Annotated in this window: 16 protein-coding genes; 10 read left to right on the top strand and 6 right to left on the bottom strand. The window is 72.8% G+C overall.

All coding sequences use genetic code 11. The features are described 5' to 3' along the window. Nucleotides 1-10 precede the first annotated feature (10 nt). From Pdca_RS23475 to Pdca_RS23465, 3 genes are all read right to left on the bottom strand, one after another. A complete protein-coding gene (locus Pdca_RS23475) occupies nucleotides 11-1021 on the bottom strand; it encodes an ABC transporter substrate-binding protein (RefSeq protein WP_085913511.1) in 1011 nt (336 codons plus the stop codon). Between the two features lie 63 nt (nucleotides 1022-1084). After that, nucleotides 1085-3196 (bottom strand): RecQ family ATP-dependent DNA helicase, encoded by a 2112-nt coding sequence (locus Pdca_RS23470; protein ID WP_085913554.1) that lies wholly within the window; start codon nucleotides 3194-3196, stop codon nucleotides 1085-1087. A gap of 35 nt (nucleotides 3197-3231) precedes the next feature. Continuing rightward, nucleotides 3232-4047: a TetR/AcrR family transcriptional regulator gene (locus Pdca_RS23465; protein WP_085913510.1), complete on the bottom strand. Its 816-nt coding sequence runs from the start codon at nucleotides 4045-4047 to the stop codon at nucleotides 3232-3234. Nucleotides 4048-4149: 102 nt separating this feature from the next. Here Pdca_RS23465 and Pdca_RS23460 point away from each other — a divergent pair, with 102 nt between their 5' ends. The 5 genes from Pdca_RS23460 to Pdca_RS23440 all read left to right on the top strand — a co-directional run bounded on the left by Pdca_RS23460 (nucleotide 4150) and on the right by Pdca_RS23440 (nucleotide 9289). Beyond that, nucleotides 4150-5100 (top strand): ATP-binding cassette domain-containing protein, encoded by a 951-nt coding sequence (locus Pdca_RS23460; RefSeq protein WP_085913509.1) that lies wholly within the window; start codon nucleotides 4150-4152, stop codon nucleotides 5098-5100. Beyond that, complete coding sequence (locus Pdca_RS23455; RefSeq protein ID WP_085913508.1) at nucleotides 5097-5900, top strand: ABC transporter permease; 804 nt, start codon at nucleotides 5097-5099, stop codon at nucleotides 5898-5900. The genes Pdca_RS23460 and Pdca_RS23455 overlap by 4 nt, the downstream gene beginning before the upstream one ends. Before the next feature lie 83 nt (nucleotides 5901-5983). Continuing rightward, nucleotides 5984-6868 carry an AAA family ATPase gene (locus Pdca_RS23450; RefSeq protein ID WP_373865494.1) on the top strand — a complete coding sequence of 295 codons (885 nt, stop codon included), beginning with the start codon at nucleotides 5984-5986 and terminating at the stop codon, nucleotides 6866-6868. Nucleotides 6869-7169: 301 nt separating this feature from the next. Beyond that, nucleotides 7170-8606, top strand: a complete 1437-nt coding sequence (locus tag Pdca_RS23445) for a vWA domain-containing protein (RefSeq protein WP_085913506.1) — start codon at nucleotides 7170-7172, stop codon at nucleotides 8604-8606. Nucleotides 8607-8680: 74 nt separating this feature from the next. Continuing rightward, the gene (locus Pdca_RS23440) at nucleotides 8681-9289 is read left to right on the top strand and encodes a DUF4232 domain-containing protein (protein ID WP_232021146.1); all 609 of its coding nucleotides are present in this window, start codon (nucleotides 8681-8683) and stop codon (nucleotides 9287-9289) included. Between the two features lie 4 nt (nucleotides 9290-9293). Here Pdca_RS23440 and Pdca_RS23435 read toward each other — a convergent pair whose 3' ends face one another. After that, nucleotides 9294-9869: a hypothetical protein gene (locus tag Pdca_RS23435; RefSeq protein WP_085913505.1), complete on the bottom strand. Its 576-nt coding sequence runs from the start codon at nucleotides 9867-9869 to the stop codon at nucleotides 9294-9296. Nucleotides 9870-10369: 500 nt separating this feature from the next. Between Pdca_RS23435 and Pdca_RS23425 the strand changes: the two genes are divergently transcribed. Further along, complete coding sequence (locus Pdca_RS23425; protein WP_158092191.1) at nucleotides 10370-11413, top strand: iron-siderophore ABC transporter substrate-binding protein; 1044 nt, start codon at nucleotides 10370-10372, stop codon at nucleotides 11411-11413. Nucleotides 11414-11708: 295 nt separating this feature from the next. Here Pdca_RS23425 and Pdca_RS23420 read toward each other — a convergent pair whose 3' ends face one another. Beyond that, entirely contained in the window at nucleotides 11709-12371 is a 663-nt protein-coding gene (locus Pdca_RS23420; RefSeq protein ID WP_085913502.1) for a hypothetical protein, read from the bottom strand. 62 nt (nucleotides 12372-12433) lie between these two features. On the opposite strand from Pdca_RS23420, the gene Pdca_RS23415 reads away from it, so the two are divergent. The 3 genes from Pdca_RS23415 (at nucleotide 12434) to Pdca_RS23405 (ending at nucleotide 14603) form a co-directional block, all read left to right on the top strand. Continuing rightward, complete coding sequence (locus tag Pdca_RS23415; RefSeq protein WP_085913501.1) at nucleotides 12434-13066, top strand: alpha-ketoglutarate-dependent dioxygenase AlkB; 633 nt, start codon at nucleotides 12434-12436, stop codon at nucleotides 13064-13066. Between the two features lie 9 nt (nucleotides 13067-13075). Further along, nucleotides 13076-13669: a nicotinate-nucleotide adenylyltransferase gene (gene nadD, locus Pdca_RS23410; RefSeq protein ID WP_085913500.1), complete on the top strand. Its 594-nt coding sequence runs from the start codon at nucleotides 13076-13078 to the stop codon at nucleotides 13667-13669. A gap of 541 nt (nucleotides 13670-14210) precedes the next feature. Next, a complete protein-coding gene (locus Pdca_RS23405; RefSeq protein ID WP_085913499.1) occupies nucleotides 14211-14603 on the top strand; it encodes a TraB/GumN family protein in 393 nt (130 codons plus the stop codon). Between the two features lie 112 nt (nucleotides 14604-14715). Here the strand turns inward: Pdca_RS23405 and Pdca_RS23400 are convergent, their stop codons facing one another. Beyond that, nucleotides 14716-15255, bottom strand: coding sequence for a PadR family transcriptional regulator (locus Pdca_RS23400; protein ID WP_125911531.1), 540 nt, complete (start codon nucleotides 15253-15255; stop codon nucleotides 14716-14718). A gap of 39 nt (nucleotides 15256-15294) precedes the next feature. Between Pdca_RS23400 and Pdca_RS23395 the strand changes: the two genes are divergently transcribed. After that, entirely contained in the window at nucleotides 15295-16236 is a 942-nt protein-coding gene (locus Pdca_RS23395; protein ID WP_085913497.1) for a hypothetical protein, read from the top strand. The last annotated feature ends 32 nt before the right edge of the window (nucleotides 16237-16268 follow it).

Genomic DNA, 16268 nt, shown 5'->3' with positions numbered 1-16268 from the left:
GGGACCGGGGTCAGCCGGCGATCTTCTCCAGCGACGGCCGCAGCTGGTCGAGCAGCCACCCGGCCGACACCGGGTTCGGTGCCTGCAGCGCCACCGCCGTGTCCAGGTCGACCGGCGTGTAGCTGCCCTCCTGCACGGCGCGTACCCGCTTCACCAGTTCGTTGCCCTCGAACGCCGCCCGGTCGTCGGTACCGGCGAAGGTCATGATGAGCAGATCGGCGTCGGAGAGCCGGCCGACCTCCTCGTAGGACACGCCGACCGTGCCCGGAGCGAGATCGTCGGAGGCGGGAGCGTTCCGGAACGACTCCGGGACATCGAGGCCCAGCGCCCGCATGAACACGGTGGACTGGTTCTGCTCACCGACGACCATCGGCAGGATCTCGCCGCGCGCCTGGCCGTAGAGGTAGGTCTTCCCGGCCAGCCCGGGGAGCTGCGCACGGACCTCGGCGATCTGCTCCTCGGCCGTCGTGATCAGCTCCTCGACCTTCTCCTGTTCGCCGATCGCGCGGCCCACCTGGCGGGCATCGTCCTGCATGGAGGCGGCGTAGAGCCCCTCGGCCGGCCCGATCACCGGTGCGATCGCGGCGAGCTGGTCGTAGGACGCCCGGTCCGCGATCTGCCATGCCGACACCGCGAGGATCAGGTCCGGATCGAAGGTGGCGATCTGCTCGGCGGAGAACGAGGGGGCCTCGCCACTGATCGCGAGCACCTCGTCGGGCAGCGGATCGAGGTAGGGGAGCGCCGGGCCGGAACCGGTGACGTTCTGCACCGCCCCGACGACCGGTGCTCCGACGGCCTGGGCGACGGCCAGGTCGTTGGCGCCGAGCGCGACGATCCGCTGCGGCTTCTCCGGGATCGTCGTCTCGCCGAAGGCGTGCATGACGGTCACCGGGTAGCTCCCGTCGGCGGAGTCCGCCGGTGCTCCCTGTTCGGGCGCGGGGGAGCTGCATCCGGCGAGGACGGCCGTGGCCGCGAGGAGCGCAGCGAGCACGGGGAACCGGCCGAGCGGTGCTGACGTCATGAGGAATCCCTTCGATGAGGCGAGGCTAACCTCTACTCGATCGAGGGCGATGTCAACAGTCGATCACCCGGCGACCGCAAGTGTCATCGGAAGCACAGCCGGGGCGCCCGCCCGGCGGACGGCGCGGGCCGCCACAGTCATCGTCCAGCCGGAGTCGACGAGATCGTCGACGAGCAGTACCGGACCGTCGACACCGGACAGGTCGGGCAGGGCTCCGGTGTCCAGTGCGGCCCAGACCGCCGCGAGCCGCTGGGCGGAGTTCTCCTTCGGACCCGGCCGGTCCCCGGCCGGCGGCAGCGCCCCGAGCAGCGGCAGCCGGCCGATCTCCGCGATCCGCTGCGCCAGGTGCTCGAGCTGGCGCGGACGGGTCCGCGAGCCGATCCCGATCACGCCGACCGGCCGCTGCTCCCAGCCCCAGCCGGCGAGCACCCGGACCACCGCGTCCAGTACGTCGGCGGGCACCGGATCGTCCGGCCCGGCGAGCAGCTCGCGCAGCCGGGTGCCCCAGCCGATGTCCGAGAGCCGCCCCACCGCCCGGCCGGTCCCGGCCTGCTCACCGGCGGCGATCCGGCCGGAGAGCGGGACGTCGAGCTCCTTCATCCCGGACGGCCACATCTTGCGCGGCGCGACCTCGATCCCGGGGCGGGTCAGCCGCTCGGCCGCGGCCTGCTCGCCGTCGGCCGACACCTCGCCCGACCACACCGTGCCGGTGCAGGTGTCGCAGCGCCCGCACGGTGTCGGGTCCGGGTCGTCGAGCTGGCGGCGCAGGAAGACCAGGCGGCACTCGGACGTCGCGATGTAGTCGAGCATCGCCTGCTGCTCGGCCCGGCGGGCCTCGTTCACCCGCTGGTGCCGCTCGGTGTCGTACTCCCAGGGCTGGTCGGTGGTGATCCAGCCGCCCTTCACCCGCTTCGCCGCGCCGTCGGCGTCGAGCACCTTGAGCAGCATCTCCAGCCGGGTGCGGGACAGATCCACCCGGGTCTCGATCGACGCCGTCGACTGTGGACGGTCGGACAGCACCGCGAGGGTCTGCCGGACCAGCGGCTCGGCCGGGAACGCCAGCGACGCGAAGTACGCCCAGATGTCGCGGTCCTCCCGGCCGGGCAGCAGCACCACCTCGGCCCGCTCCAGCGCGCGCCCGGCGCGGCCGATCTGCTGGTAGTAGGCCACCGGCGAGGCCGGCGCGCCCAGGTGCACGACGAACCCGAGATCGGGCTTGTCGAAGCCCATCCCCAGCGCGGAGGTGGCCACCAGCGCCTTCACCCGGTTCTCCTGCAGGTCCGATTCGGCGGCCAGTCGCTGCTCGGGATCGGTCTTGCCGGAGTAGGACCGCACCGCGAACCCGCGCTCGCGCAGGAACTCCGCGACCTCGTCGGCGGCCTGGACGGTCAGCGTGTAGACGATCCCGGCGCCGGGCAGCTCGTCGAGCTTTGCCGCCAGCCAGGCCAGCCGCCGCGCCGGGGTGGGCAGCGCCACCACGGCGAGGCGCAGCGACTCACGGTCCAGCGAGCCGCGCAGCACCAGCGTGTCCTGCTGGTCGCGCCCCATCCCGAGCTGCTCGGAGACATCGGTGACCACCCGGTCGTTCGCGGTCGCCGTCGTCGCCAGGACCGGGATCCCGGACGGCAGCTCCGCGATGAGCGTGCGCAGCCGCCGGTAGTCCGGCCGGAAGTCGTGGCCCCAGTCGGACACGCAGTGCGCCTCGTCGACCACCAGCATCCCGGCGCTGGCCGCGAGCTTCGGCAGCACCCGGTCCCGGAAGTCGGGATTGTTCAGCCGCTCGGGGCTGACCAGCAGCACGTCGACGTCGCCGTTCTCGATGTCGGCATACACCGCATCCCACTCGTCGGCGTTCGCCGAGTTCACCGTGACCGCGACGATCCCGGACCGGATCGCGGCATCGATCTGGTTGCGCATCAGCGCCAGCAGCGGCGAGACGATCACCGTCGGGCCTGCGCCCTGCTCGCGCAGCAGCGCCGTCGCGACGAAGTAGACCGCCGACTTGCCCCAGCCGGTGCGCTGCACGACGAGCGCCCGCCGGTGCTGGGCGACGAGCGCGGAGATCGCCGTCCACTGGTCCTCGCGCAGGCGGGCCCCCGGCCCGGCGAGCTGCGCGAGCACCTCCTCCGCCCGTGCCCGCAGCGCGGTCTCCCCGTCAGCCGTCATGCCCGCCATGCTGCACCCACCCCCCGACAGTTCCGCGGCCGCGGTCATCCGGCCGTGCGGCGCAGCAGGTACGCCTGCACACCGTCGAGCACGATCGTGAGCCCGAAGTCGACGTCGGTCTCCGGGTCGGAGGCCAGGAACGTCGCCGAGTCGCCGGACAGGGCCTCGGTCAGGTGCGGGTAGTCGGCCGGATCGGCGAGATGCTGCAGCACGGTCTCGAAGTCGTTCAGCGGGTTCGCCGCGGCGAGCTCGGCAGCCGTGAGCTCGGCGACCGGGGCGTCGGCCGGCAGTCCGCGGGCCCGCCGTGCCCCGTCCGCCGCCGCCCGCCCGGCCTCCACCTGCACCCGGCCCTCGGCGAGCACGTGCTGGGCCAGCAGGCCGATCACCGCCATCTTCTCCGCGGCGGGCAGGTCGACCTCGCGCAGCACGCCGAAGGCCTCGTTCAGCCAGCGCATCCGGTGCGGTCCGGGCTGCACGGTCGCCAGCGGCAGGTCGAGGAACCAGGGGCGGGCGAGCACCGCCTCGATCTGGGCCAGCGTCCAGGCGTGCAGCCCGGAGCGCCAGTCGCCGGCGTGGGCGGGCATCGTCAGGTCCGCCGCGACGTGGTCGGCGAGCTGCACCAGCAGTTCGTCCTTGCTCTCCACGTGCCGGTAGAGGGCCATCGCCGAGTAGCCCAGTGCGTCGCCGATCCGGGCCATGGACACGGCCGAGAGGCCCTCGGCGTCGGCGATCGCGGCGGCCGCCCGCACGATCGCGTCCACGCTCAGCGCGGGCTTCGGCCCCCGGCGTGGCCGGTCTTCCTGGCCCCACAACCGGCGCAACGTCGGCGGGAGGTCCGGATCAGGTTCGTGCTCGCCCATGCCGTCATCCTCCCGTGCCCCGTCCGCCGGGCCCGATGGTGTCTCGCGTAAGCAGTTGATGCTATAAACAGTTTGTACCGTAATCAGTAAGGGGGAACGACGATGACCGGAACGGATCGCCTCGTGCAGGCCGTCGGCCTGCGCAAGAGCTATCGGTCGGTGCACGTGCTCGACGGCGTCGACCTGGAGCTCGGCCGCGGCGAGGTGCTCGCACTGCTCGGCCCGAACGGCGCCGGGAAGACGACCACCGTGCGGATACTCAGCACGCTGGCCCGGCTCGACGGCGGGACCGCCCGGGTCGCCGGGTTCGACGTGGTGTCCGAGGCCAGGAAGGTGCGCGAGGTCATCGGCCTCACCGGCCAGTACGCGGCGGTCGACGCCAAGCTGACCGGCCGCGAGAACCTGACGATGATGGCCCGGCTGGCGCACCTGCCGCGGCGTGCCGTGCGGCCGCGGGTCGACGAGCTGCTCGAGGCCTTCGACCTGACCGCGGCCGCGCACCGCAGGCTGGACACCTACTCGGGCGGGATGCGGCGTCGGCTCGACCTGGCCGCCGGGCTGCTGCGCCACCCCCGGGTGCTCTTCCTCGACGAGCCGACCACCGGCCTGGACCCGCGCAGCCGACGTGGCATGTGGGAGGTGATCGAGCGGGTCGTCGCCGACGGGGCCGGCCTGTTCCTCACCACCCAGTACCTCGAGGAGGCGGATCGGCTCGCCGACCGGGTCGCGATGATCGACTCCGGGCGGGTGGTCGCCGAGGGCACACCGGCCCAGCTCAAGCGCCGGGTCGGCGACGCGGGCGTCGAGCTCACCTTCGCGACCGGCCCGGAGGCGACCAGGGTGGCGGCGGCGCTGCGCCTGCCGGTCCCGGGTTCGCGGACGCTGCGGGTGCCCACCGACGGCTCGGTCGGGCACGTGCGGCACGTACTGGCCGAGGTCGAGGAGACCGGCGTCGTCCCCGAGCAGTGGCAGGTCCGCGCCCCCAGCCTGGACGACGCGTTTCTCGCGCTGACCGGGCGTGCGACGGGCGGCGACCGGGAGCTCGCGGCATGAGCGCCCCGGTGCAGGCACGGTGGACGCGGCTCGGCCCGGACACCATGACGATGACCGGGCGGGCGCTGCGGCTCGCCCGCCGCGACCCCGACGAGCTGCTCGTCGCGCTGCTCATGCCGACCGTGATCATGCTGCTGTTCGTCTACGTCTTCGGCGGCGCGATGGAGGTCGGTACCGACTACCTGACCTACGCCACACCCGGCGTGATCCTGCTCTGCGCCGGCTTCGGGGCGTCGAACACGGCGATCGCGGTCACCCAGGACATGGCGGACGGAATCATGGACCGGTTCCGGTCGATGCCCGTCGCGAGCGCGACGGTGCTGGCCGGGCACGTGCTGGCCAGTGTGACGCGCAATCTCGTGACGACCGCGATCGTGCTCGGGGTGGCGACGCTGATCGGTTTCCGGGCGGGCGCCGGCCCGGCCGGCTGGCTGGCCGCGGTCGGCATGGTCGCCGCCTACATCCTCGCGATCACCTGCGTGTCGGTGTTCGTCGGCGTGGTGGTGCGCACGCCCGCGGCGGCAGGCGGGTTCGGGTTCGTCATGCTCTTCCTGCCCTACGTCTCCAGCGCGTTCGTCCCGCCGGAGACGATGCCGGCATGGCTGCGCGGCTTCGCCGAGGTCCAGCCGGTGACGCCGGTGATCGAGTCGGTCCGCGGACTGCTGGTGGGGATGGGGTCCGACGGTGCGCCGGTCGTGGGGCTCGGTTCGACGGTCGCGGTCGCGCTGGCCTGGTGCGCCGGCGTGGCCGTGCTGTTCCTGTCCGCGGCGTCCTGGGCGTTCGCCCGGCGCAGCAGGTGACGGCGCCGCCGCGGGGTGAGCCGGGTCACCCCGCGGCGCGACGGGGGCGGCGCCCGGCCGGTGCGCAGGGCAGGATGATCGCCGTGACCCCACGCGACGCGACCCACCATCCCGCGTTCGGCTCGGTGGCCGACGTCGTGGAGCGGCTCGGACAGGCCGGCTATCTGGCGTCCACGGCCGTCGCGACCACGGTGTTCCTGGCCGACCGGCTCGGGAAGCCGCTGCTGGTGGAGGGGCCGGCCGGCGTCGGCAAGACGGAACTGGCGAAGGCGGTGGCGACGGCGACCGGCGCCGGGCTGGTGCGGCTGCAGTGCTACGAGGGCATCGACGAGGCCCGCGCGCTCTACGAGTGGAACCACGCCAAGCAGCTGCTCCGGATCACCGCGAGCCGCGGTGAGGAGGGTTGGGACACCACCCGCGACGACGTGTTCGCCGAGGAGTTCCTGCTGCCGCGCCCGCTGCTCACGGCGATCCGCCGGACCGACCCGACGGTGCTGCTGGTCGACGAGATCGACAAGGCCGACGTCGAGGTCGAGGGGCTGCTGCTGGAGGTGCTCTCGGACTTCCAGGTCTCGATCCCGGAGCTCGGGACGGTCTCGGCGAACCGCCGGCCGTTCGTGCTGCTGACGTCGAACTCCACCCGGGAGCTGTCCGAGGCGCTGAAGCGGCGGTGCCTGTTCCTGCACCTCGACTTCCCGGACGCCGAGCTGGAACGCCGGATCGTGCTCACCCGGGTCCCGGAGCTGACCGAGCAGCTCACCGACGCGCTGGTCCGGACCGTGCGGGTGCTGCGGGCGATGGAGCTGCGCAAGGTGCCCAGCGTCGCCGAGACGATCGACTGGGGGCACACGCTGCTCGCACTCGGCCTCGACACCCTCGACGACGACGCGGTGCGCAGCACCCTCGGCGTCGTGCTCAAACACCGTTCGGACACCGACAAGGCGGCCGCCGAGCTGCGTCTGAACTAGGACGGACGGTTAGCACCGGCTGTTCCCGCATGGCAAGGTTTCGTCCTCGATGGTGTGAAGATCACGGATCGACCGGTACCTCGCGTAACCGCGGGTCGCTCCCGCAGTTGTGCCGGGTGACCCGCTCGTCACCATCCCGGTCCGGTGTCCTCGTCGACCCCGGACCCGGTGCCGGTCGATCCGGGCGGAGTGCGCAGGACCCCGCGGTGTGGGACCGCGGTGAACGACGACGTCCCGGCCGTCGCTCGGCGGCACGGCCGGGACGTCGCGCACCGTCGGTGTCCTCACGCATGATGGGGGCGTGACCGCACCGCCGACGTCCGGCCCCGAACACGGCCTGCCCGGGCATCTCGTCGACTTCGTGTCCGCGCTGCGCCGGCATCACGTCGCGGTCGGCCCGGGGGAGACGGTCGACGCGGCGCGCGTGCTCGGTGCGCTCGACCTGCTGCACCGCGACCAGCTCCGCGAGGGCCTCGCCGCGGCGCTGCTGCGCCGATCCGGCCAGCGGACCACCTTCGACGCGCTGTTCGACCTGTGGTTCCCGCCGGCGCTGGGTGCCGGCGCGTCCGAGGTCGACGTGCCGCGCACCGACGACGCGACCGGCGACGGGACCGGCCCGGTCGATGTCGACGCGCTCCGCGAGATCCTCGCCGACCTGCTCCGCGACGGCGACGAGGAGACCCTGCGCGAGCTGGCCCGCGCCGCGGTCGAGGCGATCGGCACGTCCGGGGCCGCCGGGCAGGGCGTGCGGGGCCAGTCCGCGAAGCCCAACTGGTCGGCCTACCAGGCGCTGAGCGCGCTCTCCCCGGACACGTTGCTCGCCCAGATCCTCGACGGGCTGCGCGGCGAGGACGATTCCGACTTCGTCTCCGAGATCCGGCGCCGCGAGATCCGGGACCGGATCGCCCGGTTCCGGGACATGGTGCGTGACGAGGTGCGCCGCCGGACGGCCGAGCAGCGCGGCCGGGAGCAGATCGCCCGCTCGGCGACGCCCAAGCAGCCCGGCCGGGTCGACTTCCTCACCGCGAACACGGCCCAGCTCACCGAGCTGCGCCGCACCGTGCATCCGCTCGCCCGGCGGCTGGCGTCCCGGCTGTCCGCCCGGCGCCGGCGCGCGCACCGGGGCCGGCTGGATCTGCGGCGCACGTTACGGCGGTCGATGTCGACCGGTGGGGTGCCGATGGAGCCCGCGTACCGCACGCGGCGGCCGGGGCGCCCCGAGCTGGTCGTCCTGTGTGACGTGTCCGGATCCGTCGCCGGCTTCAGCCACTTCACGTTGCTGCTGGTCCAGGCGCTGCGCGAGCAGTTCTCGAAGGTGCGTGTGTTCGCCTTCGTCGAGCGCACCGACGAGGTGACGCACCTGTTCGAGCCGGGCGCCGAGCTAGCCGGGGTGATGCAGCGGGTGCTGCGCGAGGCCCGCCTGACCGCATTCGACGGGCACTCCGACTACGGCAGCGCCTTCGGCGACTTCGTCGAGCACTACGCCGAGGCGATCACCCCGAAGACGTCGCTGCTGGTGCTCGGCGACGGCCGGACCAACTACCGCGATCCGAACCTGCGCGGCCTGGCGATGATGACCGGCCGGGCCCGGCACGCGCACTGGCTGAACCCGGAGCCGCAGCGGATGTGGGGGACCGGGGACTCCGCGGCGAAGCGGTACGCGGAGGTACTGCCGATGCACGAGTGCCGCACGGCGACCCAGCTCGCCGACGTCGTCGAGGGGCTGCTCCCGATCTGAGCGCCGCCACCCGGCCGGGTGGACCGGGCTGCGCCCGGATGCGCGACACCGGTCCGTCGCGCAAGGGTGTCCGGATGAGGATCACCCGGATGCGGTTCGCCGCGGCGCTGTGCACGGCCGGTCTGCTGCTCGCCGGCTGCGGCGGTGGCGGCTGGCCGTCGGCGGCGGGGCCGGTCGGCACACCGTCCGCGCCCCCGCCGCCGGCTCCCACGACCGCGGCGGCCACCGGCACTCCGGCACCGGCGCCGTCCACCGCGCAGGAGAGCGGGGAGGGCCGCTGCACCGACGCCGAGCTGGACGCGGGCGTCGGCACCACCACCGGCGAGGCAGGTCAGCGGCACACCACGGTCGTCTGGACCAACACCTCGTCGCGCCCCTGCACGACCGCCGGCTTCGGCGGCGTCGACCTGCGCGGCCCGGCCGACCCGACGTTCGGGCCGTCCTACTCGTTGCCGCGCTCGGCGGAGCAGGCCTCCCCGGTGCGGCTGGACCCGGGCGGCACCGCGCACACCGTGATCACCTGGCTGCCGGGTGGTGACTGGACGCCGACCGAGCTCGTCGTGACCCCGCCGGACGAGACGACGTCGACGGTCCTGCAGTGGCCGGGCGCCGCCGTGCAGCGGCAGGACGGTGCGACCCGCCCGGGCAGCTACATCGGTCCGGTTACGGCCGGCACCGGCTGACCGATCAGGGCCAGGGCCGCCACGGGGCGCCGGTCTCCTCGAACCGCGGCACGGTGTGCCTGCGGTCCGCGGCCCGGTGCAGCGTGTACGCCGACCAGGTGCGCCATCCCAGTGCGGCGAGCACCAGCACGATCAGCCCGGCCGTCGCCGGTCCGAGCCACCACAGTGATCCGCTGGCGTTCGCCACCGCGACGACGAGCGGTCCGAGCAGCGCGAACGTGGCGCCGGTGACCAGCGGCAGCTTGGCGTCGGCCTGCACGTCGACGGCGATGAGCCGGCGCTGCTCGCCGTCCGGTGTCCCGCCGGAACGCAGCACCGTGCGGGCGACCCCGCGATCGGTGGCCAGGCCCATCTCCGGGCCGCGGGCGGGCGCCACCCGCGACGGCGTGCGGGAGGAGTACAGCCACAGCAGGACGACGCCGACCGCGCTCAGCACCCCGCCGGCCACGACACCGGCCAGCAGGTACTCGGCGCGTGAGAGCACGTCGGTGGCGATCGAGAACACGACGCAGAACCAGACCACGCCGAGTGCCGCTGCGATCTTCCCCGCGACCACCGCCCGGGTGGACGCCGGCCGCACGGTCGGCCACGGCCCGGCCGGCGTGACGTGCCCGACCTGCGGATCCGCGGTGGGCGATGGGCTCCCGGCCTCGTCGGCCCCGGGAGCGTCGGCTCCGGGTCCGGTTGCCCTGGCGGGGTCGGCTCTTGGACCGGCTGACCCGGGTCCGGCTGCCCCGGGGCTTCCGACGCCAGGTCCGGCTGCCCTGGGGACGTCGGCTCCGGGACCGGTTGCCCTGGGATCCCCGGCTCCGGGTCCGGCGGCCCCCGCGCGGCCGGCAGCGGCCGGGTAGCTCGGCAGCTCCGCCCCGTCGGCGACGGCGGGGGAGCGGGAGCCGGCAGGTCGGGGAGCCCGGTCACCGGTGTCCGGAGCGCGCATGCCGGGGACGCTACCCGCCACCGGGGTGTGCGCCCCCGAGAGGCACAGCAGAGCTGTCCCGACGCCCGACGACGACGCTGCGGTACCTCTCGGCACCGGCGTGCAACTAAGGTTAGGCTCCCCTTTTCGTGTTAGGAGGAGTTGTGCCCGTCGTAGTACCGCAGTCCACCGTCACCCGTCGCGGGGTGCTGGCCGGAGCCGCCGGCCTGTTCCTGCTCACCGCCTGCGGTGGGACGGACCGGCCCGCCGCTCCCGGCTCCGGTGCCGCCACCGGCGGGTTCCCGGTGACGATCCCGCACGCGCTGGGCGAGACGGTGCTCCCGGAGCGTCCGCAGCGCGTGGTCACGCTGAGCGCGGCGAACGCCGACGTGGCGCTGGCGCTCGGCGTGGTGCCGGTCGCGATCCCGCGGACCGTCTACGGAGGTGACGCCGAGGGCGTGCTGCCCTGGGTGCGCGACGCGGTCGAGGCGTCCGGCGGGGAGTTCCCGCAGGTCATCGGCACCGACGATCTCGCGGCGATCCCGCTGGAGCAGGTGGCGGCGGCCCGGCCGGATCTGATCCTCGCGACCTACTCGGGGCTGACCCGCCCGGAGTACGACCAGCTCTCGGCGATCGCGCCGACGGTCGCCTATCCGGACGCGCCGTACTCCACCGGCTGGCAGGACCAGACGCGGATCGCCGGTGACGCGCTCGGCGAGCCGGAGCGGGCCGCCCGGCTGATCGAGGAGACCCGGGCGCTGCTCGGCGGGGCGGTCGAGCGGTTCCCGCAGCTGGCGGGGCGGACGTTCGTCTACTCGGGCGGGATGGACGCCGGCTCGCTCGGCGTGTTCCGCGCGGGCGACGTGCGGGTCCAGCTCGTCACCGACATGGGGCTGACGCTCGCGCCCTACGTCGAGGAGAACGCCCCCGGCGGCGACGAGGTCTACTACACCGTCAGCCCGGAGCTGGTGTCCGGCGTCGAGTCGGACCTGCTGATCGCGTTCTTCGCGACGCCGGAGGAGGAGCAGGCGTTCCGGGCGACCCCGGGCGTCGACCTGATCCCGGCGATGGCGGCCGGTGGGTTCGCTCCCGTGGTCGGTGCCGACCGGGTGGTGGCGAGCTCCGCACCGTCGGTGCTGTCGATCCCGTGGGTGCTGGATTCCTACCTGCCGATCCTCGGCGAGGCGGCGGCGCGAGCCACCACGTGACCTCACCCCCGGAGTCACCTGCGACGACCTCGGAGCGTGACGCGATCGGGTGACGCTCCGTAGCAACCGGGCGCGGCTCTCGTTACCCCGGCAAGGCCGTTTGCGACGGTCTGTCGATCAACGAGTACGGCCACGGGAAGGGGTCCCCGCTGCCCGAGCTGCTCGCCGGCGTGCTCGAGCTGATCACGGGTGGGGAGATGGCTACCGGTCCGGTCGGCTGAGCCGATCGCTCCGGTGGGCGGGCCGGTTCCGGATACGAGGGGGCCTCCGGACCGGCCCGTTCTCCTGGGCGGGGTCAGACGGCCGGCGCCGGATCCGACGACGGAGGATCGCGCAGCACGGTGTCGCCCTTGACGAACCACGCGACGCCGAACGCCACGATCGCGATCGCCTCCAGCCAGAACAGGGTGTTCCAGCGGGTGGCGAGCGCGTCCGGCAGGAACGCGGCGTCGAGCGCCGCGAGCGCCAGGCAGGCGATGATCGTCCAGCCGCAGATCCGGTAGACCCGGTTGCGCGCGGCCTTGCGCGGGTTGCCCGCCTCGCCACGGGTGAACAGGTCGAGGCAGAACACCGCGAGCCCGACGAAGAAGATCGCGGCCGCCACCAGGTGCAGCCATCCGACGACGATCTCGGCCGTCGTCGCACCGGTCTCGGGGCGGGTGGGCAGGAGTGCGACCGCGATCGCCGCCGTGCCGGTGACGTTCGCCAGCAGCCGGTCCGGCCGGTCGTAGCGGTAGCAGTAGAGGAAGACGCCGACCGCGCACATGCTGCCCACGAAGACGTCGCGCACGGGGGAGAAGTAGTACCGGCTGATCGAGTCGCGCAGCCCGTCGCCGCCGAGTGCCAGGTCCCCGGCCACCAGCACGAACGGCAGCGCGATCCCGATCACGCCGACCGCCCGCCGGAGCCCGAGGTAGGACAGCACGGCACCCTCGGTGCGCGGTGTCGGCGAGGTCATGACGAAGATCGTCCCAGGCGAGGTGCTCGAACTTCTGTTCGATTCGAGGTAGGCTCCGCCGGGTGGACGCCTGCTGGCAGGGATCGCTGTTCGCCTCCGTCGAGTGCGAGCCGGCGCCGGCGTTCCGGCACGAGCTCGCGCACGGGGCGTGGGTGGATGTGACGCCCGGCTGGGTGCCCGAGCCGGATGCGTTGTTCGATCACCTGCGGCGCTCGGTCCCGTTCCGCGGGCACCGGCGCCGGATGTACGACCGGATGGTCGACGAGCCGCGACTGACCCACCGCTGGACTCCGGACATGCCCGACGGGCCACCGCGACGCCTGCGGGACATGGCGGCCGATCTCGGCGCGAGCTACGGCGTGCGGTTCACCCAGATCGGCGTGAACCTCTACCGCGACGGGGCCGACGGCGTCGCGTGGCACGGCGACCGGGTCGCGCGGGAGCGGCCCGAGGCGGTCGTCGCGCTGGTGTCGCTGGGCGCGACCCGCCCGCTGCGGCTGCGGCCCACCGGCGGCGGGGCGTCGGTGTCGTTCCCGCTGGCGTCGGGTGACCTGCTGGTGATGGGTGGGAGCTGTCAGCGGACGTGGCAGCACAGCGTGCCGAAGATGGCCGTGTCCGGGCCGCGGATCAGCGTGCAGTTCCGGCATCTCTATCCGGGAGCACCGGGGCTGCAACAGGCCGGGGCCGCGACATAGTCTGCGGCGATGCAGCGGAAGATCGGCGTGATGGGCGGGACCTTCGATCCCATCCACCACGGCCACCTCGTGGCGGCCAGCGAGGTGGCCGACCGGTTCGCCCTCGACGAAGTGATCTTCGTGCCGACCGGTGAGCCCTGGCAGAAGACCGACCGGGACGTCGCACCCGCCGAGGACCGCTATCTGATGACGGTCGTGGCGACCGCGTCGAACCCGCGTTTCACGGTCAGCCGGGTCGACATCGACCGCCGCGGCCCCACCTACACCGCGGACACCCTCGCCGATCTGCATGCCGCGATGCCCGAGGCGAAGCTGTTCTTCATCACCGGTGCCGATGCGCTGCAGCAGATCCTGTCCTGGCGCAAGGTCGACGAGCTGTTCAGTCACGCCCATTTCGTCGGGGTGACGAGGCCGGGCTACGAGCTCGCCGACGGCCACCTGCCCCAGGGATCGGTGACGACCGTCGAGGTCCCGGCGATGGCGATCTCGTCGAGTGAATGCCGGGCGCGCGTGGCCGCGGGGCGGCCGGTCTGGTACCTGGTGCCGGACGGGGTCGTGCAGTACATCTCCAAGCGCAGCCTTTACGTGGATCCGGGCCGCTGAGCTGCGGGTTCTCGTTACTCGGCCCCTCGCGGGTATGGGATCGTCGGACTGCGCAGCGGTGTCGCCGCTGCTGAGCGGGATCGGAATGCGGGTTCCGACGTCGAGTGAGGGCGCGCCGATCGCTGCGGCCCTGGGACGGGCACGGAGCGACAGGACCGGTGGGAGCTATGGCGAGACCCGGGACGACCGCACAGTGGTGGGCGCCGACAGTCGGTGGGCTCGCTCTGGGCTCAGCGCTGGGCCTGTCACTCGTGAACGCGTTCGTATGAGCGAGTGACGAGTGGCTCAGCTGGCTGCTCGCAGCGCTCCTCATGATCGGCACGATCGCGTTCGGTGCGCTCAGCCGGTCCGCTCGACAGTAGGGCCGGCCATCTGGCCGCCGAGTGGGCAAGCGCCGTGTCAGCGAGCGTGCGTGTCCGGTCCCGGCCCGGTCGCCCAGAAGGTCGCGTTGATCCCGCGCAGGTCGAGTCGACTCCGTCGATCGTCACCCGTCGGAGAAACCGGTCGACCCGGCCTCCTCGGCGGCTGCATCATCCGCTCCATGACTGCGTTGCCCGATGTGGCGCTCCGTCTGCCGGGCGATGACCCGGCCCGGCTCGCGCAGGAGTTCGGCGACGACTACGTCGCCATCGGGCTGACCGCGCTCGCGGGATCCACCCCGGGACTCGCCCTCGACGAGGCCGAGCGACATGGGAGCGCACTCCACACCGAGCCCCTCGGTGCTCCCGCGCCCGGCAGCATCGAGCGCGCCGTTGCCGCGGCGGGGCTCGGCGGCGAGCCGGTCCTGCTCGACCTGCGACCGGCGCGCGGAGTCCCTGGCCCTACCGGCATCCGCCACGCGACGACCCATGTACCGGTCGACGTATCCACCGGCTACGACGCGTTGTACTGCCTGCCGCACCAGGAATCCGCGGGCTGCGCGGCCGGGAGCTGACGGTCGCTACGCGGCCAGGGCCTCGGTCGCCGGCGGCTGAGGCTGTCGCTGGGGCGTCGCGCGGTCGGACGTTGCCAGGCGTCGAGTTGATACGAACTCGCTACACGATCGGTCAACTCCGGAGCCGGTCGATCGTGCGATCCAGCCAGGCGATGGCTGCCGCGGTCTGGGAGAGCGTGTAGTCGACCTCGGCGAGGTGCGTCCACGGTTGCCCTCCGTCCAGCGCCCGGGCGTGCTCGCGCGTGACGTCGGCGAGGTGCGTTGCGAGTCGCTCGCGTCGTCGCCCGAGCAGGAGGCAGGCCTCCTGCGCTTCGAACAGGCCGATGTACGCGATCGCCTGGATGAAGTGGTCGTGGTCGGGGGACGTGTCCTCCACCTGGGAGCGGACGCGTTTCCGGAGCTCGTCGACGCCTTCCCGGGTGGTCCGGTAGGTCGCGACGTCGTCCGTCGCGTCAGGTCTGACGAGCTCGATCCAGCCGATGTCGTGAAGCCGGACGAGCAGATTGCGGAGGGAACCCCGGCCGGTCGGGAGGCCGGACGCGTCGAGACGTCGCGGGAGTTCCTTCGACAGGGCGTAGAGGTGGAGCGGTCGCTCGACGAGCAGGCCCAGGAGCGAGGTGATCGCCGGGTTGTCGAGCATCGATGCGGGCACGAGGCTATGGTACTGGTCTAAATAGACCAAGGAGGCTCCATGCGGTGTGGCATCTATCCGGGCGGCCCTGTCGGCGGGGACGGGGAGATCATCGGTCCGATTCGTGACGATCCTCCGTCGATCGACGCGGCGATCGCTCGCTTGCGTGGCTCCCAGCCGTTCCACGTACGGGCCTACGCGCACTTCACCGACGAGCGTGCGGCCGCGGACGTGCAGGTCCGGCACCCGGATGAGCCCCGTCAGTACCTGAACGAGAACACCCGGCTCGACCTCGTTCTCCAGTACCAGTCGGTCTCCGGCGACATCGCCGGGTTCTGCGCGTTCGTGGAGCGCATGATCGCCGAGTACGGGCCGGTTCTCGGCGCCGTGCAGATCGGTGAGGAGGCCAACGTCACGGACAACCCGGTCCTGGACGGGGCGTTCACCCGAGTCCTGGAGGCTGTGGGGTCCGCGATCCCGGTGGCGAAGAACGCGACGCGCCGGTCGTGTCCGGAAGTGCTGGTCGGGACCAACACCACCCAGCTCATGGCGGACCCGCACTTCTATCAACGACTGCTCGACAGCGTTCGTCCGGATGTCGCCGGGCATCTGGACTACGTGGGGCTCGACGCCTTTCCCGACGTGTTCGCGCCACTACCCCCGAACGCCGATCTGGCCGCGGTCTGCACGTGGCTTCTCTTGTCGCATCGCACCGATTCACTCGCGCCCGCCGGTCTCGGCGACGTGCCGATCCACCTCACGGAGCACGGGTGGCCGACCGGCCCGAGCAGGAGCGTCGAGCGTCAGAGCGAGGTGCTCGACGCCATGTTCGCCAGCGCCGTGCAACCAAGTTCGGGCGTCACGTCCTACACGCACTTCAGTCTGCGCGACGCTTCGGACGACGGCTCATTCTTCGGTGGGTTCGGCCTGATGACCTCCGACTACTCACCCAAGCCGGCGTTCCACCGCTATCGGCATCTCGTCCATCACCACGCGACGTGAGCGGGGTAGTGGCGTCCACTTGCTCCTATGTC

Source organism: Pseudonocardia autotrophica (genome assembly GCF_003945385.1).
Classification (GTDB): Bacteria; Actinomycetota; Actinomycetes; order Mycobacteriales; family Pseudonocardiaceae; genus Pseudonocardia; species Pseudonocardia autotrophica.
Note: the sequence above shows the minus strand (reverse complement) of the source record. Positions and strands in the feature narration are given on the sequence as shown.